This window comes from Octadecabacter arcticus 238, assembly GCF_000155735.2.
In the GTDB taxonomy this organism is placed as follows: Bacteria; Pseudomonadota; Alphaproteobacteria; order Rhodobacterales; family Rhodobacteraceae; genus Octadecabacter; species Octadecabacter arcticus.
In genome coordinates, this window is sequence record NC_020908.1 from 118145 (window position 1) to 137494 (window position 19350).

Here is a 19350-nt window from a genome sequence, read left to right on the forward strand (position 1 = left end):
CGCATCGTCAATCGATGGCCCGGATCAATTTACGTTCCAACACCCGCAACACTTGGCGCAGATCGTTGCCACGTTTAAGGATCCGCCCCTCCATCCCGATCACAACGTATTGCCCTTGTTTCATCCGAAGGCTTGGGCGTTTCTCGATGCGATACATCGGGTGCTCCGCCGTGCGTCGAAAGACCGAAAAAACCGCGACCTCTTTGAGGTGCGAAATCCCATAGTCGCGCCATTCACCCGCTGCCACGAACCGCCCATATAAAGACAGGATCGCGTTAAGTTCGGTGCGATGAAATGCGATTTGTGTCGGCGCTGAGTTGGGAAATGGTGTCGGTGCGTTCATGGCACTAGATTTGCCCCAACGCGGTATTAAATCAACCCGTCTGTCTGATAAATGGCGTCTCTGCCGTCAAATACCCCCGCTCCGGTCCTATTCGCGCCACATTCTGACTGCATACGAACTCTATCGAAAGTCCTCCGAAGGTGCGTTTATCAGCCCCCACCCAGTACATGCCTTCGGAGTGACTTCGTGATTCTCAAGAACAGAAAATTGACCTAATCCGGTTGTCGGAACTGACGTTAAAGTTGATCCGTTCCGGGCGAAAATCCATTGTGATCGCCTGATTTGGCCGGATCACTCTGACCTGTCCGAGCAACAAAACACGTTCTAGTGCGGTCGCGTCTTCGCCGATAAGGGGCGCGTATCGGTTGGCGTTACAGGTGTCGTCAGCCGCATCTGACAGGCCTGCACCCATTGGCGTTGGCGCATTCGGGCCAAGCGCAGTGTCGCACGCGGCGAGCAACAAAATCGCTGCAATGACTGATAAATTCTACATAGGCACTTATTCATTCTTCCGCTGTTTAGGTCGCGTACCGCGCAAGGAATGTGTCGACCGCACCGACCACGATTCGCTTTTTCTGAGTGTCATCAAATGACGTGTCCATGCTGAATATGAGGCGCGGAAACAGGTCAGCCTTGCAAAGTTCACTAAACTGATCGGCGGCCAATGGCAGATCGTCGATCTCCAGCTCGTTGCGTGAAATGCCAACTTTCATGAATGCAATCAACCGATCCCGCACCAGTGCGGGGCCGCTCTCGTAAAACTCACGTCCCAATTCGGGAAACCGATCACTTTCGGCAACACACAGCCGGAAAACCCTTTGGCCGAAATTTGACGTGAAGAAATTAACCATCTGCCACGCGGCTTCCGTCAAAACGGTGCCAACAGGAAGGGACATATCAATGGTTTCAACGGCTGCTTCCGCTTGCCGGATGCATTCGGATTTGGCGACTTCCATGAACAAAAAACGCTTGTCTGGAAAGTAGCTGTAGAGCGTCGCCTTGGAAACGCCGGCGGCGCGGGCAATGTCGTCAACGCTCGCACCCTCAAAACCATCTGACATAAAAATTTCGCGCGCGCCGTCAAGAACTTGGTCGAACTTGCGCCCGCGCTTCACCTTAGGTGGTCCGTCAGCCATGAATGGTCTCCTTGCCCAACCCTATAAACTGAACCGTTTAGATCGGGCAAGGAGGGGCTGGGTTTATTCCTGAACCATGCACAGGCCAGATATCGCGTCTGGCGACACACAGTCTTTGGAGACTGTGACGTCCGCAGCGGGCGGGAACGATAAGTTTGGAAGAGAAAATGAGAAGCCGCCGGCCGTTGCGGACGTGGCGAGCATCAGGGTCGTTGCGGTGACAAGTGCGATGCGTTTCATAGTGCGTGCCTTTCAGGTGAACTTGATTTCCAAATAACTAAACCGATCAGTTTAGTTACGCAAGCATTAAATGAACTGATCGGTTCACTTTATGCACTTGATGCTGTCCCAAAGAGGGGTACATTAGAACAATTCTAACAATGAGGCACGACATGATCCCTGGAGTTTCCAGCAGAAAGCGGTTCTCTGACCTTGCTGAGCAAGAAGTCCTCGCGCTTGCAATTTCGTCAGAAGAAGATGACGCACAAATTTATCGCAGCTACGCCCAGCGCCTCCGCGAGGATTTTCCCGCTTCAGCTGCAATATTTGATGGCATGGCCGTTGAAGAAGACGAACATCGTCGTCGCCTCATAGATCTGCACCAGTCCCGTTTTGGTGACACAATCCTGCTAATCCGCCGCGAACATGTCGCTGGATTTTACGCACGCCGCCCCGTTTGGCTTATCGAAAACCTCGGCCTTGATCGCATTCGCGATGAGGCCCGCCAAATGGAACGCGACGCACAACGCTTCTACGAAACGGCGGCCAAGACAACGACCGACGCGGCAACCCGCAAACTGCTGGGCGACCTTGCCGCAGCAGAGGCGGGACATTCCGAACGGGCGGTTGAGCTGCTTGAGGAAAAAGTAAGCCCGGATGCCGACACAGAAGAAAAGGACGCAGCGCATCGGCAGTTTGTTCTGACGTGGGTGCAGCCTGGATTGGCGGGGCTGATGGACGGGTCCGTCTCGACCCTCGCGCCGATCTTCGCCGTTGCCTTCGCGACTCAAAACACGTGGACGACATTTCTTGTCGGTCTTGCCGCCAGCATCGGCGCGGGTATTTCCATGGGCTTTACCGAAGCCGCCAGTGACGACGGGCAAATTTCCGGTCGTGGCGCGCCGTGGAAACGCGGGGTTGCGTCGGGTGTGATGACAACGCTTGGTGGCCTTGGTCATGCGATGCCGTATCTCATCACCGATTTCTGGACCGCAACAATCATCGCAATCATCGTGGTTTTCATCGAACTTTGGGCAATTGCATGGATCCAAAACCGTTACATGCAAACTCCATTCTTTCGCGCGGCTTTTCAGGTGGTCCTTGGCGGGGCGCTGGTTCTTGCGGCGGGCATTCTCATCGGCAGCGGGTAGTGCTTTTGCCCGCTCCAATGTAGTGCTAACGCTGTAATATGTTAGATATTTTTCTCCAGACCTTGCCATTTTTCGCGCTGATTGGCCTCGGCTACGGCGCAGGGCGATCAGGCTTTTTCACGCCCGAGGCAACAGCATACCTAACGAAATTCGTCTTCTATTTCGCGCTGTCGGCCATGCTGTTCAGGTTCTCGGCGAACCTGTCCTTGGGTGAAATTTTCGACTGGCCCTTTGTTCTCGCCTACCTTTGGGGCACGATGTTCATCTACCTCATCGCGACGGGCGTGGCACTGCTGCGCAAACGTGGCATCGAAGAAGCCGCAATTGAGGCCCAATGTGCCGTCATCGGCAACGTCGGTTTCCTTGGGATTCCAATGTTGGTGCTGCTTTTGGGCGAACAGGCCATCGGGCCGGTTATGCTGGTCCTCGCGGTTGATCTCATCGTGTTTGGCTCGCTTATCGTCATTCTTATTACTGGATCGCGTGACGGTCGGATGTCGCCGGGCGTGTTGCGAACCGTCGGCATTGGCTTGCTGAAAAACCCGATGATCGTATCCATTTCCCTCGGCCTTATAGTGTCGTCGATTGGCCTGCCAATCCCAAAGCCTGCAAATGAATTCCTGTCCCTTCTCGGGGCAGCGGCCACGCCCGGCGCGTTGTTTGCAATTGGCGCGTCCCTCGCGACCAAGTCGGCCGAACGCGTCGTCGTGGCAGGCTGGCTGTCGTTTGCAAAATTGGTATTGCATCCAGCCGCGGTCGCCTTTGCTGCGCTAGTGATGTTTCCGGTTGACGCATACGCCGCCGGTGTCATGATCGCATGTGCTGCCTTGCCCGTAGCTGGAAATGTCTACATTCTTGCGCAACACTACGTCGTCGCCCCATCGCGGGTGTCGGCGTCCATTCTGATTTCCACCGCCCTAAGCGTCATAACGATCTCTGCCGTGATTGCCGCTGTGACCTGATAGAAAGCCAGCCATGAACGAAGTCCTTCCAAGCTATCAGGCCCTGCCACTGCCCGACCGCAGCGATTACGACGATGCCCGAATGCAGGCCGAGGCTGAGCGTTTTTATGCCCATGTCAAAACCCGACATTCGATCCGTGAATACACTGATAAACCCGTGCCAAAGGCGGTAATAGAAGCCTGCGTTCTTGCCGCCGGAACCGCCCCGAGTGGTGCAAACCAACAGCCTTGGCATTTTGTGGCAATCAGCGATCCGGTGATGAAATCCGCCATTCGCAAAGCGGCCGAAGATGAGGAAAAAAAGTTCTACAGCGGCGCTGGCGGCGATGCTTGGCTCAAGGCCTTGGAACCGATCGGCACCGATGCGTCCAAGCCGCACCTCGATATTGCACCTTGGTTGATCGTGGTTTTCGCCCAACGCTGGGGTGAACGGGATGGCGCGCGCGTCAAACATTACTACGTCCCCGAAAGCGTCGGAATTGCCACGGGAATGCTGATCACGGCCCTGCATACCGCAGGCCTGTCCTGCCTCACCCATACGCCCAACCCGATGAAATTTCTGAATGAACTGTGCGCCCGTCCCGAGAGCGAAAAGCCAATCATGATCCTCGCTGTTGGGCATCCTGCCGACAATGCGACAGTGCCTGCCATTGCGAAAAATAAGAAGGATTTGCAGGAAATCCTGACCACTTATCAAGGTGATGTATGATGGAAGTCTTATCAGAAAACCGCTGCTTTGGCGGTATACAGGGTGTCTACAAGCACCAATCGACTGCAACTGGAACCGACATGACCTTTGCGGTATTCCTCCCCGCCGAAGCCGCTGACGGACCTGTTCCAGTGCTGTGGTTCCTGTCGGGTCTGACCTGCACCCATGACAACGCGATGACCAAAGCAGGCGCGCAGGCGTGGGCGGCCGAACAGGGGATCGCAATCGTCTTTCCCGACACATCCCCGCGCGGTGACGGTGTGCCAAACGATGACGCCTTTGATCTCGGCCAAGGGGCAGGTTTTTACATCGACGCGACTGAGGCGCCGTGGTCCGATCATTTCAAAATGTGGACCTACACGGCAGAAGAACTGCCTGCCGTTATCGGTGAAAACTTCGCGGTCGACCTGACCCGACAGTCTATCACCGGCCATTCCATGGGTGGCCACGGCGCGCTGACGATGGCGATGGCACTGCCCGGGCGGTTCCGGTCTGTGTCTGCCTTCGCGCCAATCTGCAACCCGACGCAAAGCGACTGGGGCCGCAAACAATTCACCGCCTATTGGGGCGATGAAGACAATTGGGGACTGCATGACGCGACGCTGTTGATGAAGAAATCGGGCTTTGACGGGCCGATGTTGATCGATACGGGAACGAACGACCAATTCTGGGATTTGCTCGGCACCGAGGCCTTTGCAGCCGCGATGACCGCCAAGCGGCAAGAAGGTCTGTTGCGTCTGCAAAAAGGCTACGATCACAGCTATTTCTTCATCTCAACGTTCATGGAAGATCACGTAAACTTCCACGCAGAAGCGTTGTGGGCGTGAACAGCGTCGCACAAAAAGTGCGCGTATGATTTACATCGACGCGGATGCATGCCCCGTTAAGGCGGAAGTCGAAAAAGTCGGCACGCGCCATGGCGTGCACATATTCGTTGTGTCCAACGGTGGCTTGCGACCATCACAAAACCCGCTGGTCGAAACGATCATCGTGCCTGATGGCCCGGACATTGCCGACATGTGGATCGCTGATCGTGCGGTCACCGGCGATATTGTTATCACTGGCGACATCCCCTTGGCCGCCAAATGCGTTGCAGCGGGCGCGCGTGTGCTCAAACACAATGGTGAGGCTTTGAACCAAGCCAACATCGGCAACGTCCTTGCGACACGCGATCTGATGACAGATATTCGTGCGGCTGATCCATTCCGGCAGGGCGGCGGCAAGGCGTTTTCGAAAGCCGACCGTTCCCGTTTTCTGGATGCGTTGGAGCGTGAATTGCGCGCCACCAAACTAGCCAAATGAGCGGGGAATACGCCATATGACTGTACGAGCCGTTCTGTTCGACATTGGAAACGTGCTTGTCGAATGGCAGCCAGAGCGGTTTTTCGATCGCGTGATTGGCGTAGATCGCAGCGCGGCCTTTTTCGCGGCGGTCCCAATCCTGGAGATGAACGACCGCGTCGATGCAGGTGAGAATTTTCAAGATGCTGTGGCAGGAATGATTTTAGCCCATCCAAATTGGACGAATGAACTGGCCCTGTGGCGTGACCGTTGGATCGAAATGGCATCGCCTGCGATTGATCATTCCGTGCGCCTCTTGCGCGCCCTGCGCTGCGCGGGGCATCCTGTCTTTGCGCTGTCGAATTTCGGCAATGAAACGTTCCAAATCGCGCGGCTTGCCTACCCGTTCCTAGACGAGTTTGAGCGGAGATTTATTTCGGCAGAGTTAGGGATGAGCAAGCCTGACACAGCAATCTATCAACGGGTTGAGGCGGAGTGCGGCATTGCGCAAAATGCACTGCTGTTCACCGATGATCGACCTGAAAACATAGCAGCTGCGCGCGCACGCGGTTGGCAAACCCACCTTTTTGATGGCTCAGATGGCTGGGCCGCGCGACTGGTTCGTGAAGGATTACTAACACTGGAGGCTGCCCAATGACGCACATGATTCCATTTGAAGACGGGCAAATCGGCCTTGACTGGCTCGCCCTGACCGATGCGCTGGCGGACGGGCATTCACGAGCAAAAGCAAAAGTTGAGGACGTGTTTATATACCGCGGCGGCGACACCTTGCTGAACAGGTCGGCGTGGATTGACGGCATGGGCCTCGCCATTAAGTGCGCAACGATTTTTCCGGCTAACAAGGCCGTTGGGCGGCCTATGGTGAACGGTGCTGTGAACTTGTTTTCCGACGACGATGGCCAGCTTGAGGCGATATTGGATTTCCACCTCGTCACCAAATGGAAGACCGCTGGTGACAGCCTATTGGCGGCGCGGCGACTGGCGCGCCCTGACAGCAAACGCATTTTGATTGTGGGTGCGGGCACCGTTGGACGGTCGCTTTGGCAGGCCTGTTCGGCAGCGTTTCCAGAGGCGGAATTTTCGGTCTGGAACCGATCACCCGAGGGAGCGCAACAGTTCGCGAAAGATTGCGACGGTGTGACCGTCGCGACGGATCTGGAACGGGCGGTTCGCGAAGCGGACATCGTGACATCCGCAACCATGACCACCGAACCATTGCTCAAAGGCGCGTGGTTCCAGCCGGGGCAACACATTGATTTGATTGGTGCATACCGCCCCGACATGCGCGAGGTCGACGACGAGGCATTGCTGCGCTCGCGCGTGTTTGTCGACAGTTACGCCACAACGATGAACCACATCGGAGAGCTGAGAATCCCACTTGAAGCTGGCGTGATTTCGCCTGATCAGATTGTGGCCGATTATTATGAACTGGACATGTTTCAACGTGGATCAGATGACGAAATTACACTGTTCAAAAATGGTGGTGGGGCACATCTGGACTTGATGACCAGCCGCTATATTCTGGATGTTTGGAAGGGTCGCTAAATATGCTGGGTTGGGTGCTTCCACTGCTGGTTCTGGGCGGATTGGCGATGCTGCCATGGCTCGCAGAAAGCCGCCGACACGCGGTAGATGTTTTTCGCGACAAAGCCCCCGGTCGGTTTGCTAAACTCAGCCAAGGTGTGACGCATTATCAATGGCTTGGCGGTGTGCGTGGGCCAGTTGTTGTCTGTATTCACGGGCTGACGACACCCAGTCCGGTTTGGTATGCCATCGCTGGTGGGCTGGCGAAATTGGGCTGCCGCGTGCTGGTGTATGACCTGTATGGGCGCGGCTTTTCGGATGCGCCGCGCGGGGCGAAGGATGGCGAATTTTTTGTGACGCAGCTGGCCGATCTACTGGATCATCAAGGGCTGACCGAAGACGTCACGTTGATGGGCTATTCCATGGGCGGATCAATCGCGACGCATTTTGCGGCAAGCCACCCGAACCGCGTCAGACGCTTTATTTTATTGGCGTCAGGTGGGATGTGGTTGCGGGAGGATAAGGTGACAGAGGCAAGCCGTAGGATGTCGTTGCTTGGCGACTGGTTGCATGCTGTTGTTGGGGCGCGCAGTGATCGACAGAGGTTGCGCCGTCAGTTGGGTCAAGTGTTTGATGTTTAAAGGATAATTGAACTGCAGCTGGCGGAATATCAAAGCCGCGGGTTCCTTCGGTCTGTGCTTTCCAGCCGCCGCCACATGCTAGCTGACTTTCAAGAGGACCAACACCGGACCATCGGCCGCGACGGCATTCCCGTGATCGGGATCTGGGCCGAACATAACGACGTTATCCCGTTGAAATCGCTTGGAACATTGACACAATGGAACCGAAGCGTGCGCCAAGAAGTGATCTCTGAGGCGGACCACCGCGTTGGTTATACCCACGCGGCGCAGGTCGTTAAAGTGCTGCGCGACGTGCTGCGTGAGGACGTATAAACGCCGCTGTGCGCACAGGTGACACATTGCGTACACAACCTGTATGTACACGTCTTGGTTTGGGCGATCTGTTCCGCGACGTTGTGAACGGTCGGGCGTGGATGATCTGAACAGCTATTTTTGAACCAAAGACCCCGAGACGCGGATTGCGGGACGGGGTCGGTCTGCGTAAACAAGGCAGGATGGGAACGGTTCAAGAAGAATATCAAGCCCGCGTAGATGCGGGAACGTTGCAAAAAGATCCGGTGCAGCGGGCTGCGTTGACGTCGCTGGAACGTGTCCGAGCGGCTGTTTTGAATTTACCCGATGCCCCTAAGAACGGCTGGTTTCGCAAGGCAAGCCCAGTCGTTGGCCCGAAGGGGTTGTACATGTGGGGCGGCGTCGGGCGCGGCAAGTCCATGTTGATGGATTTACTGTATGAGACAGTAGAAGTGCCCAAGCAGCGCAGTCATTTTCATGCGTTTATGCAGTGGGTTCACGGCGCGATCGCGGATGCACGCAAGGACGGGGTCGAGGATGCAATTGCGCCAGTCGCCGCGGATCTGGCGGGACGGGTGCGGTTTCTGGCATTCGATGAAATGCAAATCAGTGATATCACCGATGCGATGATCGTGGGGCGTCTGTTTGAGGCGCTTTTTGCCGCCGGAGTCGTGGTCGTAACCACGTCGAACCGCGTGCCCGATGATCTGTATAAGGACGGGCTGAACCGCCAGTTATTTTTACCATTCATCCGTCTGCTTAAGGACCGGATGGAGGTGCATGAACTGGCCAGTGAAGTCGATTATCGCCAGTCGGTTCTTGCAGGTTCGCCAAGCTATTTCACGCCCAATGACGTCGATGCGCGGACGGGGATCGAGGCTGTTTGGCAAGATCTGACCAAAGGCGAGGCCGCGCCGCTGACGTTGCGGGTGAACGGGCGCGATGTGGTCATTCCTGCGTTTGCCAATGGTGTCGCACGGGCGAAGTTTCGCGATCTGTGTGGCGTATTTTTGGGGGCGGCAGATTATCTGGCCTTGGCCGAGGCCGCGCGGGTTTTGGTATTGGAGGATATCCCGCGCTTGGGGCGGTCGAATTTCAACGAGGCGAAGCGGTTCGTGATATTGATCGATACGTTATATGAGGCGCGCGTGCAGTTGATTGCGTCCGCCGCCGCCGCGCCTGAAATGTTATATATGGAGGGCGAAGGCGTGTTCGAGTTTGAACGCACTGCCAGCCGCCTGCGTGAAATGCAGGGCGCAGACTGGGCCAAATAACTGGGCCAAAGAGTAACAGCTGATTAGGCATCCAGTTGCGGAATAACGAGGTGCTGGCCGACGCGAATACGATCAGGGCTGGACAGCAGACCTCTGTTGGCCGGATAGCCTGCCGCCATTAGGTGCCTGATCGCGTTCGGCGCATCGTTTGACCACACGCCACCGCTGTACCGCGTCAGCGCGTTGGTAAAGTCGAGGCTGCCGTCAACCTGTGCAACTGCCCCAAGTGCGCGCAAGATATCGTCGCGAAAGCGGTTTTCAGGGTCCAGCGTCGCAACCGCAACATTGACCCCGTCCGGAATTGACCCTGTGGCAAATTCAGTTGGCACGCGGGTATCAAGCAACAGCCCCGTGCCACCACTCACGCGGTTTTCGAGGAAATCCAGCAGTTCAAGTTCGCCCAGCGTCGTTATGCCATCCGCGATTTGCATTGGTTGAATGCAATCAAGTGGGCAGGCGCGCTATGTGCGGGCGAATTCACCCCGCAAGGTGGCGTTCATGTTCTGGTCGCGCGTGACGGTGAAGGTCTGCCAGTTCAGGGTATAGACACTCCCTCGTTTGAACGTCGTGATCCGCACGTCTTATGCCTGCGCCACGATTCCAACGGCTAGGGCACAGGCAAGACTTGCCAGACATGCGATCATCTTCATCTCAGGGTCCTCGTTACGTGGTTGGTCAACAATCTTCGTGGGGAGCGCTCTTATATCTTTCCGGTGACATGAGCGCACCCCAAGGAACGCCACCGGTTTGCCGTGTTGATCGTGTCGCTGCCTGTTGGTCAGGCTGTCGAAATCGGGCCGCACTTGCCGAGAGCAGGACGCCGAATGCAGAGGGACTGAATAGGCCGTGCCAGATGTGCAGGGCCTTTGGCGGGCGCGCACCAACGGACCCGAGTGCTGGTCGATGGGGTGCGATATGTAAGGATTGCGGTCATCGCGTGGCTGCCGTGGAGGACAGACCCAAGGTCGTCCAGACCTGGATGCCACCGCCGTAGTAGCCAATCTTTTCAGAGGAATATCTTGCTGCAAGCAAGTCAACGATCAAAACCGCAGCATCCTGTGTTGCCGGGCCGGAGTCGACCTGCGTTGACAGGAATTCAATCATGTCCAATTCACCCAATGTCGGGATGTTTGGTGCAGCGGTCATTGGCGACAGACATGGGGCCACACAGGTCGGTGACAACTGGATAAGCGCGGAAATTGTCGTCTGCTCGAGGGTGCTGACGCGAGATATTGTGAACTCTTGCCCATTAACGCTGAACACGGCGTTTGCCGTCACCGGAAGCGTTTCCGCCGCGCAAACGGTGGAAAAAGCCATCAATATGCACGCGAGAGCGGTGCGTTTCATCCCTCGTCCCCCAACGATTGAGCGCTAAATATTGTGGCTTGGTCGGCGGTACATGGCACAATTGAAATTGCGAACAAGATATAGAGGTATCGCGAATCGCTCGTCAAAGGAAAATGTGCGCCGCGTTTTAGTTTTTCGGAGGGTGAGTCTATTGGCTCGTCGAATGCGCGACAAAGTGTGCACCCGTGTGGTCAGAGAATGGCAGGCGACCCAGCATCGCAACGCCGCACAATCAAGGTTGGCGGTACCTTCGGCAAAGACCGGAAAACGGGTGTAGCGGTTGATCATGCTGTCGGTGTGCCAGACGTTGTTGACGCATAGGTCCTGCGCGTTGGTGCCGGAGTTAAAGCCGAAGCCGGGATCACCGCAATCGTTGGCCTGTCCGCCCGCGTTCCACGCTTGGCCCTTGTCGCTGTCGTGCATGCCGCCCGTTGGAAACACCATGCCACGCGGATCAAAGCTGAGATTCCAACGTGTCGTCGGGGTCAACTGGCGCATGTCCCACGTCCCCAGCGCAATGTCGTCCTTGAAACCAACGATGAAGAACGCGGAAATGTCGTCGTGGGTCAGCAGCGGATCGGGCACCGACATGGTGCCTTCCATGCGGTAGCCGTTGTTACCTTGCCAGCAGAGTTACCTTGCCAGCAGAATTCAAAGTCGGCGGATTGGGCGGGCAGGGCGAGCGTGACGAGGACAGCGGCAGCGCGGATCATCCATTTTCCCGCATAACGTGGCCCGCCAAATACAGCGATCCGCAGATCAGGATACGCGCGTTCGGGGCGGATGCGACAATGCCGTCGAGGGCGGCGTAAATATCTGGTGCGGTGGTGGCCGCAATGCCCGCCGATGTCGCGGAATCCGCAGTGGTTTGGGCGGGTAGTGTATTGGCCTCACCGGGGATCGTGATCGCCGTCAGGGTTTGCGCGTGTGCGGCCAGTGCGTCCATGAACCCGCGCACGTCTTTGGTATTCAGCATGCCGCAAACCAAATGCGTCGGTCGGTTGGGCAGCGTGTCCAACGTGGCGGCGATGGCTTTGCCTGCGGCGGGATTGTGACCGCCATCGAGCCAGAGTTTGGCAGGGGCGTAGCGATCCACCAGCGGGCCAGTGGTCAGGCGCTGCATGCGGGCGGGCCACGTGGCGTTGGTCAGGGCCGCTTCGCAGGCGGTTTCATCGGCGCCCAAATGACGAAGGGTCGCCAAAACCGCGCCCGCGTTCTGGATTTGGTGTGGCCCCGGAAGCGCGGGCAATGGCAGGTCAAGAAGTCCGGTTTCGTCTTGATAGACCAAGCGATCGCGTTCGCGACTGACGTGGAAATGCTGATCATAGGCGATCAGCGGCGCACCGATGCGGGCTGCGGTGCGTTCAATCACATCCATCGCGTCGTCGTGCTGCGGGCCGACAAAACACGGCACGCCGCGTTTGATGATGCCTGCCTTTTCGCCCGCAATTGCGGCCAGAGTGTCACCAAGGAACTGTTGGTGGTCAAGATCGACAGGGGTGATGATGCTCACCGCTGGTTCCATGACATTTGTCGCATCCAGCCGCCCGCCAAGCCCGACTTCTAGCAGTGTGTAGTCAGCGGGGGTTTCGGCAAAAACCAGCAGCGCCGCGCAGGTGGTGATTTCAAAATAGGTTATGTTTTCGCCGTTGTTGGCGGCGTAACAGCGATCAAGCGCTTCGGTCAGCGCGTCTTCGGAAATAAGATCACCCGCCAGCCGGATACGTTCATGAAACCGCGCAAGGTGGGGGGATGTGTAGGCGTGAACGTGGTTTCCCTGCGCTTCAAGTCCGGCGCGGATCATCGCCTGTGTCGATCCTTTGCCGTTGGTCCCTGCGATGTGGATAACCGGTGGAAGCCGGCGTTCAGGGTTGCCGAGCGCGTTCAGCAACCGCCACATGCGATCCAGCGTCAGGTCGATGATTTTCGGGTGCAGCGCCATCATGCGCGCAAGGATTGCGTCGGAGTTTTGGGTCATGAGGTGCGCCTTATGCGGAGTGAGACGAGAAGCATGACGCCAAATGTGACGTCATAGCCCGCGCAAAATGCGGGCCACCACAGCGGGCCGGGGTGCGCGGTTGTGAACAGGGCCGCGTCAAGGACACCATGTGCGATCAATGCAATCGCGAGGCCCGCGATGCCGATCCGGCTTGAAAACACGGCCGCAGCAGCGAAGGCGACAAAGAGTGTCATGTGCAACACGATTTGCCCGTCATTTTGGCTGGCAACCGCGAACAATGGCCAGAACCCCGCAACCGCAATCACCACCAGCGCCACGATGCCGGACCGCACCATACCAGCCCGCGACAGAAGCAAGACTGTCGCGGCGGCCAATGCAGCCCCGATGAGGGCGGGCAGCAGGATCATTCGGGTTTGGTTTCCGCGACCTCAATCTGATCGGTGATCTTGTCAGGCGCTGGCAGTTCGCCCGCCACGGCCGGATCAAGACCCAAAAGCATACGGGTAATGGTGATCAGTTCTTCGCGCATTTTGCCGCGCGGCGTCACACGGTCCAGCATCCCGTGATCGAGCAGATATTCCGACCGTTGGAAGCCTTCGGGCAGCTTTTCGCGGATCGTTTGTTCGATGACCCGCGGGCCAGCAAAACAAATCAACGCGGCGGGTTCGGCGATATGCACATCGCCAAGCATCGCATAGCTGGCCGTAACGCCGCCCGTCGTCGGGTGGGTCAACACGACGATATAAGGCAGGTTTGCTTCTTTGAGCATTTCCACGGCAACTGTCGTGCGCGGCATCTGCATCAAGCTAAGAATGCCCTCTTGCATGCGCGCGCCACCGGCGGCGGAAAACAGGATCAGCGGGCGTTTTGTTTCTACTGCACGCTGGGCTGCTGCGATGATCGCGTTGCCGACATACATGCCCATGGACCCACCCATAAAACTGAAATCCTGCGCGGCTGCGACGATTGGCGTGCGGCCAATTTCGCCCATCACCACAAGCATGGCTTCTTTTTCGCCCGTATTGCGCTGGGCGGCTTTCATGCGGTCGGGATATTTCTTTTGATCGCGGAAATGCAGCGGATCGGCGGTTGGCGTCGGAACCTCGACTTCGGTGAAAATCCCGCCGTCAAACAACGCGCCAAAGCGGTCGCGCGGTGTTATTGCCATGTGGTGATCGCACGACGTGCAGACGTTGAGGTTGTCAGACAATTCTCGGTGAAATAACATTGTGCCGCATTCGTCACATTTGGACCACAGGTTCTCTGGCACTTCGCGGCGCGAGAAGATGGAATTGATGCGCGGGCGGACGTAGTTAGAAATCCAGTTCATGGGACCCTCAAATGATGTTGGGTTTGAAATAAGGGCACGCGACGTAAAATGCAATCAGCGGCTTAGGGCAAGGCGTGCAGTTAGCCAGACTGTGAACAGCATCAATGCCTCATATGGAATAAAAGGCTCCCAAGCGAGACCATAGGTGGGCCACACGAATAACGCCGCGCCGTAGAGCCAATCATCGGCGGCAAGGATCACCAGCGCCCCGATGTTGTTGACGAAATGCACGGCAAGCGCGGGGCCAAGGGTGCCAGAGCGCGCAGTAAGATCGGCGCAAACAAGGCCAAGACAGGTGGCCCATGCAACGTGTGCCCACGCGGAATAGGCGGGGGCCGTTGGGTCGAAGTGGACCAGACCAAACAGGAAAGACGGAGCGCCAATCCAGATGATCGGGTGTTTGCAAAGCGCGGCAAGGTGGCCTTGCAGATAGCCGCGAAACACCAGTTCTTCTGCGCTGATTTGAACCAACAGCAGGGGCAGTATCGCGGGGAGTAGTGTGAGCCATGTGATCACCGAGAACTGCTGCACAGCGTCTGGCGCGAAGGCAGATGGCAGCACCAGAAACGCAAAGAGCGGCGATAAATAGAGACTAACATGCCAGAATTGCCGCCAAGCGGGGCGTATTGCTCCGATAAGGTCACGCAGGCCGATGCGGTGCAGACGGCGCACCATAAACATCAAAATTGCGGTGTATATTGCGAAGGCCGCCAAGTTCCAGCGCACGGCGGCGGCGGTTGATCCGTCGATGAAATCGTCGATAAGCGCTGGATTAGAGACTATGTGCGGACTTTGCGTCCATGTGGAAAAGAGCGCGACGAATATGAACTGGAAACCGTACCACAGCACAGCGATCACGATGACCATTGAGACCCAGCTTGCCGATGTCTTAAGCGGCGCCGCGCGCGCAATCATGGGCGTGTAGGCGTCACGCAAGCGTGTGGCCTGCATCGGTCAGGGCAATTCTCACTCGGTTCATTTCAGCCGCGCTCACCAGCAGGTAGTCACGCTGATGGGTCGAGATGACAAAGACGCCCAAGCCCGCAGTTGAGATTGGCGTGACGGCGGCCATAACGACACCGGGTTCGTCCAGTGCGGCCAATGTGTCGACCCGCAGCACCGTCCAGCCCGTGTTGGCGGTGTCCGGCGCGCGGTTGGCGAGGCAGACAATCGACAGTTCATCATTCGCGCGGGTGATATTAACCAGACCAACGCCGTCCGCCCAGTCGGGCAGCTCTGCAAATGCAGGTAGGCGGGTAATGGCGTATTCGCCAGAAAGGGGCGTAAAGGACAATTTCATGTGACCAGATTGCCGCGTGCCGGAGCCTAAGCCAAGTCTATTGCGACTTGTAGACATAGCCACAGCGATTTAGACCGATTGCAGCTTAGATTTCCCGAAAGGTAGAGCGATGACCAACAACCGCACTGACAAGACGAACCTGCCCAGCCGCCACGTCACGGAAGGCCCAAGCCGCGCGCCTCACCGTTCGTATTTCTACGCGATGGACCTGACCGAAGAGCAGATCAATCAGCCGTTCGTCGGTGTGGCCACCTGTTGGAACGAGGCGGCGCCTTGTAACATCGCGCTGAACTGGCAGGCGCAATCGGTCAAGCGTGGCGTCAAAGAAGCCCACGGCACCCCGCGCGAATTCACCACGATCACTGTCACCGACGGTCTTGCGATGGGCCACGAGGGCATGCGGTCGTCATTGGCATCGCGCGACGCGATTGCGGACACGGTCGAACTGACGATGCGCGGCCATTGCTACGATGCGATTGTCGGGCTTGCTGGCTGCGACAAATCCCTGCCGGGGATGATGATGGCGATGGTGCGTCTGAACACACCGTCGGTGTTTATGTATGGCGGGTCGATCCTGCCGGGGCGCCACGAGGGCAAAGACATCACCGTGCAAGATATGTTCGAGGCCGTTGGTAAATACCAAGCGGGTCAAATGACCGACGCGGAATTGGCTGTGCTGGAACGGGTTGCCTGCCCGTCCGCTGGTGCCTGTGGTGGTCAATTTACCGCCAACACGATGGCATGTGTGTCCGAGGCGATTGGTTTGGCATTGCTGAATTCGTCCGGAATGCCCGCACCCTATGAGGACCGCGCCCAATATGGTGAGGCATCGGGAGTTGCGGTTATGAACCTGATCGCAAAGAATATCCGCGCGCGGGATGTGGTGACGCGCAAGTCGCTGGAAAATGCGGCACGCGTTGTGGCCTGTACGGGTGGGTCAACCAATGCGGGTCTGCACCTGCCCGCAATTGCCCACGAAGCGGGTATTGATTTCAACCTGTTCGACGTCTGCGATATTTTCCACGACACGCCATATTTCGTCGACCTAAAACCGGGTGGTCAGTACGTGGCCAAAGACCTGTTTGAGGTCGGTGGTGTCCCAGTCGTGATGAAAGAATTGCGCAAGGCGGGCCTGTGGCATGACGATTGCATGACGTCCAGCGGCAAGGTCATTGGCGAAGAATTGGACATGATCAAAGGCGAAGCAGACGGCACAGTCATCTATCCGGTCGAAAATCCGATCACCAAAACTGGCGGCGTTGTTGGGCTGAAGGGCAACCTCGCCCCTGAAGGCGCGATCGTGAAGGTCGCAGGCATGTCTGACGCCGAACAAGTCTTTAGCGGCCCCGCGCGGGTGTTTGAGTGCGAAGAGGACGCGTTCGCGGCGGTCAAAGCACGGACCTACAAAGAAGGCGAGGTACTGGTTATCCGCAACGAGGGGCCATCCGGTGGCCCGGGTATGCGTGAAATGCTGGCGACGACGGCGGCGCTGTCCGGTCAGGGCATGGGCAAGAAGGTCGCGCTGATCACCGATGGTCGCTTTAGCGGCGCAACGCGGGGCTTTTGTGTTGGCCACGTTGGCCCAGAGGCCGCACATGGCGGGCCGATCGCGATGCTGAAAGACGGAGATATAATTACGATGAACGCGGTGACAGGTGAATTGTCGGTCGATCTGACGGACGCCGAACTGGCGCAGCGCAAAGCCGATTGGGCCGGTCCGAAAGAGACGCTTTATGCGTCCGGTGCGTTGTGGAAATATGCGCAACTGGTGGGTGGTGCGCTCAACGGCGCGGTTACGCACCCGGGCGCGAAACACGAACGCCACATCTATATGGATCTGTAACAATCATGTGGCTGCGTGAGTGTGTTTTGGCCGTCGCCGTGTTTGGTTTGGGCGGCTGCGAAGGTGGAACGGGCGGGGTGATGGGCCAATTTGGCAGCATCGTAGCCGCGCCCGACGCCACCAACCAGGGCACACGCACGCTGTCGCTGCTTGGGGGTGATGTCCGCGTGCGCGGGCCGCAGGGTTACTGTGTTGACCAAGCGGCCAGCCATGCGCGGCGCGGTTTTGCGGTGTTGGCCGGATGCGCGTTGTTGTCGGACGGCACTGCAGTGATGCCGAACCTTGACGGATTAATCACCGTGCAGTTTGGCGATGAAAACACGGCGAGCGTCACCGACAACGAAGACGCCTTGGCAGAATTTTTGAAGACGGACGCGGGACGTGGTTTGTTGGCTGGCAGCGGTGATCAGGCGCATGTGTCGCAGGTCGCAACGATCGCTGACCAAGTGGGCGTTTTGGTGCGGTTCCAAGATGCGTCTGGCCCCACTTTCAGAGGCACGGCGGGCCCGCAGTGGCGCGGGTTCCTGGACATCAACGGGCGACTTGCGACGATATCCGTGCTGAGCTTTGAGCGCAGAGCGTTAAGCCGTGGTGAAGGAGAACGTTTGCTGGTCGTGGCGATGGCTGAATTGGCGCGAGCCAACGCGCCAGCTGTCGCGACAGATGCAGCATCTAGAGATAACGGCTGAATTGACGGAGATTAATCCGCTAATTGTTTCCTTTTACGAAACAATTTGGCATGTATGGTTTCGACAAAAGGATTCTATCGGACTCCATGGGACAACGACGTACAAGATTGTTTGAAAAGCTGCTGTCGCGGCGTGTGCGGGCACATTGGTCCCGCGCAGCGCGTGAGGCAGGCACGACGGATTTGTCTATACTGCGCGATCAGCGTTCTGAAGCGCGCATTTTACGCCAAAAACTGGATGAGCTGATCTATACCGCCGACAGTCGCCTTGCATTGCCGCGCATCGGATCATCGACTTTTCCCAAGCCAGCGGGCACGGATTGGTCGTGGAGGCCGCAACTGTGGCGTGGCGCGCTGCCGTTCAAGGGGATCAGTGCCGTCGACAGCAAAACAGTGCTGGGTGATGAGGTGACGATTTTTCATGACTGACAGATTTCGGAACTGCCGCTGCGCCAACTGCGCAACACCCGCGAAGAGGACTTGGCCTCGTTCGGTTTGCGCATGGACGTGTTCCAGTTCGACGGGTCGTTTCTTAGCCTTGTTCTGACGTTGCCGCGCTCATCGTGTGAAGGATTGACGCGGAGACATCTTTTGCGGATGGAAGCGATCGTGGAGACAGAAAGCCCACTGGAGATTTTCGCGCGCCTGAACGTGCGCCACGGGCCGAATACCGAACAGATTGTGCGTGAACTGCCACTTGATGATGGCAAGGTGATGGTTGAGTTCGATCTTGCTTACACCAAGCTGAACGAAAAGCGCGTTGAAGCCATGTGGGTCGATTTGATCTTTGAGGGACCACAGATGAACCAAGTGACGATCCGCGATATGACATTTTCGCGCAATCCACGCGCTGAACTTTAGGGGGTCGTCAATGTCCGACAAGATAGAGCTGACGAAACTGCGCCTTGTTGAAGGGGTCTGGCATGGGTCGCTAAAGCACCACGGGCGTGACGGCACGTGGCAGCCGAATATCGAAGTGACACATTTGGATTTTCCAGTCGACGGGGTCGATGTTCAAGAAGACCGCGTCGAGGAGTGCTGGCACGTGAGAGTGCCGATCCCAGTCGACAGAATTGCCGACGGAGTCCAGACGTTTGTGATCAGGGATCTCCGTGAGGATATGTTGCTTGGCAGCTTTTCAATCGTGGCCGGGGATGCATTGGCAGAAGACATCCGCGCCGAGTTGTCGTTGCTGCGCGCGGAACTGGACATGTTGAAGAAAGCGTTCCGGCGTCATTGCGTTGAGACGTCGGGTAACTGAGCTAGGTTAGGATCGAATTGGCTGCGCCAATCCGATTAAGTGGGGGCCAACCCCCACTCCCCCGGGATA

26 protein-coding genes and 1 pseudogene are annotated in these 19350 nt (G+C 57.3%); 15 read left to right on the plus strand and 12 right to left on the minus strand.

Annotation, left to right across the window (positions count from 1 at the left end; all coding sequences use genetic code 11):
• Window positions 1-7 precede the first annotated feature (7 nt).
• The 4 genes from OA238_RS00580 to OA238_RS32410 form a co-directional block, all read right to left on the minus strand.
• The gene (locus OA238_RS00580; RefSeq protein ID WP_015493622.1) at window positions 8-343 is read right to left on the minus strand and encodes a DUF2794 domain-containing protein; all 336 of its coding nucleotides are present in this window, start codon (window positions 341-343) and stop codon (window positions 8-10) included.
• A gap of 193 nt (window positions 344-536) precedes the next feature.
• Window positions 537-806 (minus strand): I78 family peptidase inhibitor, encoded by a 270-nt coding sequence (locus OA238_RS00585; protein WP_245581414.1) that lies wholly within the window; start codon window positions 804-806, stop codon window positions 537-539.
• Between the two features lie 55 nt (window positions 807-861).
• The gene (locus OA238_RS00590; protein ID WP_015493623.1) at window positions 862-1479 is read right to left on the minus strand and encodes a TetR/AcrR family transcriptional regulator; all 618 of its coding nucleotides are present in this window, start codon (window positions 1477-1479) and stop codon (window positions 862-864) included.
• Between the two features lie 63 nt (window positions 1480-1542).
• Window positions 1543-1719, minus strand: a complete 177-nt coding sequence (locus tag OA238_RS32410) for a hypothetical protein (protein WP_187293125.1) — start codon at window positions 1717-1719, stop codon at window positions 1543-1545.
• A 152-nt stretch (window positions 1720-1871) separates the two neighbouring features.
• Here OA238_RS32410 and mbfA point away from each other — a divergent pair, with 152 nt between their 5' ends.
• From mbfA to zapE, 10 genes are all read left to right on the plus strand, one after another.
• Window positions 1872-2849, plus strand: coding sequence for an iron exporter MbfA (gene mbfA, locus OA238_RS00595; RefSeq protein WP_015493624.1), 978 nt, complete (start codon window positions 1872-1874; stop codon window positions 2847-2849).
• A gap of 38 nt (window positions 2850-2887) precedes the next feature.
• Window positions 2888-3811 carry an AEC family transporter gene (locus tag OA238_RS00600; RefSeq protein WP_044036017.1) on the plus strand — a complete coding sequence of 308 codons (924 nt, stop codon included), beginning with the start codon at window positions 2888-2890 and terminating at the stop codon, window positions 3809-3811.
• Window positions 3812-3824: 13 nt separating this feature from the next.
• Window positions 3825-4520 (plus strand): nitroreductase family protein, encoded by a 696-nt coding sequence (locus OA238_RS00605; protein WP_015493626.1) that lies wholly within the window; start codon window positions 3825-3827, stop codon window positions 4518-4520.
• On the plus strand, window positions 4520-5347 hold the full coding sequence (fghA, locus tag OA238_RS00610; RefSeq protein WP_015493627.1) for an S-formylglutathione hydrolase: 828 nt from the start codon (window positions 4520-4522) through the stop codon (window positions 5345-5347). Before OA238_RS00605 ends, fghA begins: the two co-directional genes overlap by 1 nt.
• Before the next feature lie 25 nt (window positions 5348-5372).
• A complete protein-coding gene (locus tag OA238_RS00615; RefSeq protein WP_015493628.1) occupies window positions 5373-5822 on the plus strand; it encodes a YaiI/YqxD family protein in 450 nt (149 codons plus the stop codon).
• A 16-nt stretch (window positions 5823-5838) separates the two neighbouring features.
• Window positions 5839-6459: an HAD family hydrolase gene (locus OA238_RS00620; protein WP_015493629.1), complete on the plus strand. Its 621-nt coding sequence runs from the start codon at window positions 5839-5841 to the stop codon at window positions 6457-6459.
• A complete protein-coding gene (locus OA238_RS00625) occupies window positions 6456-7367 on the plus strand; it encodes an ornithine cyclodeaminase family protein (protein ID WP_015493630.1) in 912 nt (303 codons plus the stop codon). Before OA238_RS00620 ends, OA238_RS00625 begins: the two co-directional genes overlap by 4 nt.
• A gap of 2 nt (window positions 7368-7369) precedes the next feature.
• Window positions 7370-7987: an alpha/beta fold hydrolase gene (locus tag OA238_RS00630; protein WP_245581415.1), complete on the plus strand. Its 618-nt coding sequence runs from the start codon at window positions 7370-7372 to the stop codon at window positions 7985-7987.
• A 75-nt stretch (window positions 7988-8062) separates the two neighbouring features.
• Window positions 8063-8299 (plus strand): alpha/beta hydrolase, encoded by a 237-nt coding sequence (locus tag OA238_RS33370; protein ID WP_245581416.1) that lies wholly within the window; start codon window positions 8063-8065, stop codon window positions 8297-8299.
• 182 nt (window positions 8300-8481) lie between these two features.
• A complete protein-coding gene (zapE, locus tag OA238_RS00635; protein WP_015493631.1) occupies window positions 8482-9552 on the plus strand; it encodes a cell division protein ZapE in 1071 nt (356 codons plus the stop codon).
• Window positions 9553-9575: 23 nt separating this feature from the next.
• On the opposite strand, the gene OA238_RS00640 is transcribed toward zapE, so the two are convergent.
• Window positions 9576-9983 (minus strand): hypothetical protein, encoded by a 408-nt coding sequence (locus OA238_RS00640; RefSeq protein ID WP_015493632.1) that lies wholly within the window; start codon window positions 9981-9983, stop codon window positions 9576-9578.
• Between the two features lie 3 nt (window positions 9984-9986).
• Between OA238_RS00640 and OA238_RS32415 the strand changes: the two genes are divergently transcribed.
• A complete protein-coding gene (locus tag OA238_RS32415) occupies window positions 9987-10163 on the plus strand; it encodes a hypothetical protein (RefSeq protein ID WP_187293126.1) in 177 nt (58 codons plus the stop codon).
• A 319-nt stretch (window positions 10164-10482) separates the two neighbouring features.
• Here OA238_RS32415 and OA238_RS00645 read toward each other — a convergent pair whose 3' ends face one another.
• The 7 genes from OA238_RS00645 to OA238_RS00675 form a co-directional block, all read right to left on the minus strand.
• On the minus strand, window positions 10483-10899 hold the full coding sequence (locus tag OA238_RS00645) for a hypothetical protein (RefSeq protein WP_144055799.1): 417 nt from the start codon (window positions 10897-10899) through the stop codon (window positions 10483-10485).
• A 24-nt stretch (window positions 10900-10923) separates the two neighbouring features.
• On the minus strand, window positions 10924-11502 hold the full coding sequence (locus OA238_RS28510; RefSeq protein WP_015493633.1) for a hypothetical protein: 579 nt from the start codon (window positions 11500-11502) through the stop codon (window positions 10924-10926).
• 106 nt (window positions 11503-11608) lie between these two features.
• Window positions 11609-12877, minus strand: coding sequence for a bifunctional folylpolyglutamate synthase/dihydrofolate synthase (locus OA238_RS00655; RefSeq protein WP_015493634.1), 1269 nt, complete (start codon window positions 12875-12877; stop codon window positions 11609-11611).
• Window positions 12874-13266 (minus strand): hypothetical protein, encoded by a 393-nt coding sequence (locus OA238_RS00660; protein ID WP_015493635.1) that lies wholly within the window; start codon window positions 13264-13266, stop codon window positions 12874-12876. The genes OA238_RS00655 and OA238_RS00660 overlap by 4 nt, the downstream gene beginning before the upstream one ends.
• Complete coding sequence (gene accD, locus OA238_RS00665) at window positions 13263-14189, minus strand: acetyl-CoA carboxylase, carboxyltransferase subunit beta (RefSeq protein ID WP_015493636.1); 927 nt, start codon at window positions 14187-14189, stop codon at window positions 13263-13265. Before accD ends, OA238_RS00660 begins: the two co-directional genes overlap by 4 nt.
• A gap of 54 nt (window positions 14190-14243) precedes the next feature.
• Complete coding sequence (locus OA238_RS00670; RefSeq protein ID WP_245581417.1) at window positions 14244-15125, minus strand: CPBP family intramembrane glutamic endopeptidase; 882 nt, start codon at window positions 15123-15125, stop codon at window positions 14244-14246.
• Window positions 15118-15489, minus strand: coding sequence for an ACT domain-containing protein (locus OA238_RS00675; RefSeq protein WP_044036019.1), 372 nt, complete (start codon window positions 15487-15489; stop codon window positions 15118-15120). The genes OA238_RS00670 and OA238_RS00675 overlap by 8 nt, the downstream gene beginning before the upstream one ends.
• Window positions 15490-15598: 109 nt before the next feature.
• Here OA238_RS00675 and ilvD point away from each other — a divergent pair, with 109 nt between their 5' ends.
• The 4 genes and pseudogenes from ilvD (at window position 15599) to OA238_RS00695 (ending at window position 19281) form a co-directional block, all read left to right on the plus strand.
• A complete protein-coding gene (gene ilvD / locus OA238_RS00680; RefSeq protein ID WP_015493639.1) occupies window positions 15599-17332 on the plus strand; it encodes a dihydroxy-acid dehydratase in 1734 nt (577 codons plus the stop codon).
• Window positions 17333-17337: 5 nt separating this feature from the next.
• Window positions 17338-18021: a hypothetical protein gene (locus tag OA238_RS00685; protein WP_015493640.1), complete on the plus strand. Its 684-nt coding sequence runs from the start codon at window positions 17338-17340 to the stop codon at window positions 18019-18021.
• An 86-nt stretch (window positions 18022-18107) separates the two neighbouring features.
• Window positions 18108-18881 (plus strand): annotated as a pseudogene (locus OA238_RS00690) (DUF6478 family protein).
• 10 nt (window positions 18882-18891) lie between these two features.
• Window positions 18892-19281: a hypothetical protein gene (locus OA238_RS00695; protein ID WP_015493642.1), complete on the plus strand. Its 390-nt coding sequence runs from the start codon at window positions 18892-18894 to the stop codon at window positions 19279-19281.
• Window positions 19282-19350 lie beyond the last annotated feature (69 nt).

Coding starts and splice junctions, on each gene's coding strand:
- accD (WP_015493636.1), bottom strand. CDS start 14,189: ATGAACTGGATTTCTAACTACGTCCGCCCGCGCATCAATTCCATCTTC.
- OA238_RS00695 (WP_015493642.1), top strand. CDS start 18,892: ATGTCCGACAAGATAGAGCTGACGAAACTGCGCCTTGTTGAAGGGGTC.
- OA238_RS00605 (WP_015493626.1), top strand. CDS start 3,825: ATGAACGAAGTCCTTCCAAGCTATCAGGCCCTGCCACTGCCCGACCGC.
- OA238_RS33370 (WP_245581416.1), top strand. CDS start 8,063: ATGCTAGCTGACTTTCAAGAGGACCAACACCGGACCATCGGCCGCGAC.
- OA238_RS00655 (WP_015493634.1), bottom strand. CDS start 12,877: ATGACCCAAAACTCCGACGCAATCCTTGCGCGCATGATGGCGCTGCAC.
- OA238_RS00675 (WP_044036019.1), bottom strand. CDS start 15,489: ATGAAATTGTCCTTTACGCCCCTTTCTGGCGAATACGCCATTACCCGC.
- OA238_RS32410 (WP_187293125.1), bottom strand. CDS start 1,719: ATGAAACGCATCGCACTTGTCACCGCAACGACCCTGATGCTCGCCACG.
- OA238_RS00580 (WP_015493622.1), bottom strand. CDS start 343: ATGAACGCACCGACACCATTTCCCAACTCAGCGCCGACACAAATCGCA.
- fghA (WP_015493627.1), top strand. CDS start 4,520: ATGGAAGTCTTATCAGAAAACCGCTGCTTTGGCGGTATACAGGGTGTC.
- OA238_RS00625 (WP_015493630.1), top strand. CDS start 6,456: ATGACGCACATGATTCCATTTGAAGACGGGCAAATCGGCCTTGACTGG.
- OA238_RS28510 (WP_015493633.1), bottom strand. CDS start 11,502: ATGGAAGGCACCATGTCGGTGCCCGATCCGCTGCTGACCCACGACGAC.
- OA238_RS00615 (WP_015493628.1), top strand. CDS start 5,373: ATGATTTACATCGACGCGGATGCATGCCCCGTTAAGGCGGAAGTCGAA.
- OA238_RS00620 (WP_015493629.1), top strand. CDS start 5,839: ATGACTGTACGAGCCGTTCTGTTCGACATTGGAAACGTGCTTGTCGAA.
- OA238_RS00685 (WP_015493640.1), top strand. CDS start 17,338: ATGTGGCTGCGTGAGTGTGTTTTGGCCGTCGCCGTGTTTGGTTTGGGC.
- mbfA (WP_015493624.1), top strand. CDS start 1,872: ATGATCCCTGGAGTTTCCAGCAGAAAGCGGTTCTCTGACCTTGCTGAG.
- OA238_RS00640 (WP_015493632.1), bottom strand. CDS start 9,983: ATGCAAATCGCGGATGGCATAACGACGCTGGGCGAACTTGAACTGCTG.
- OA238_RS00660 (WP_015493635.1), bottom strand. CDS start 13,266: ATGATCCTGCTGCCCGCCCTCATCGGGGCTGCATTGGCCGCCGCGACA.
- OA238_RS00600 (WP_044036017.1), top strand. CDS start 2,888: ATGTTAGATATTTTTCTCCAGACCTTGCCATTTTTCGCGCTGATTGGC.
- ilvD (WP_015493639.1), top strand. CDS start 15,599: ATGACCAACAACCGCACTGACAAGACGAACCTGCCCAGCCGCCACGTC.
- OA238_RS00645 (WP_144055799.1), bottom strand. CDS start 10,899: ATGAAACGCACCGCTCTCGCGTGCATATTGATGGCTTTTTCCACCGTT.
- OA238_RS00590 (WP_015493623.1), bottom strand. CDS start 1,479: ATGGCTGACGGACCACCTAAGGTGAAGCGCGGGCGCAAGTTCGACCAA.
- zapE (WP_015493631.1), top strand. CDS start 8,482: ATGGGAACGGTTCAAGAAGAATATCAAGCCCGCGTAGATGCGGGAACG.
- OA238_RS00630 (WP_245581415.1), top strand. CDS start 7,370: ATGCTGGGTTGGGTGCTTCCACTGCTGGTTCTGGGCGGATTGGCGATG.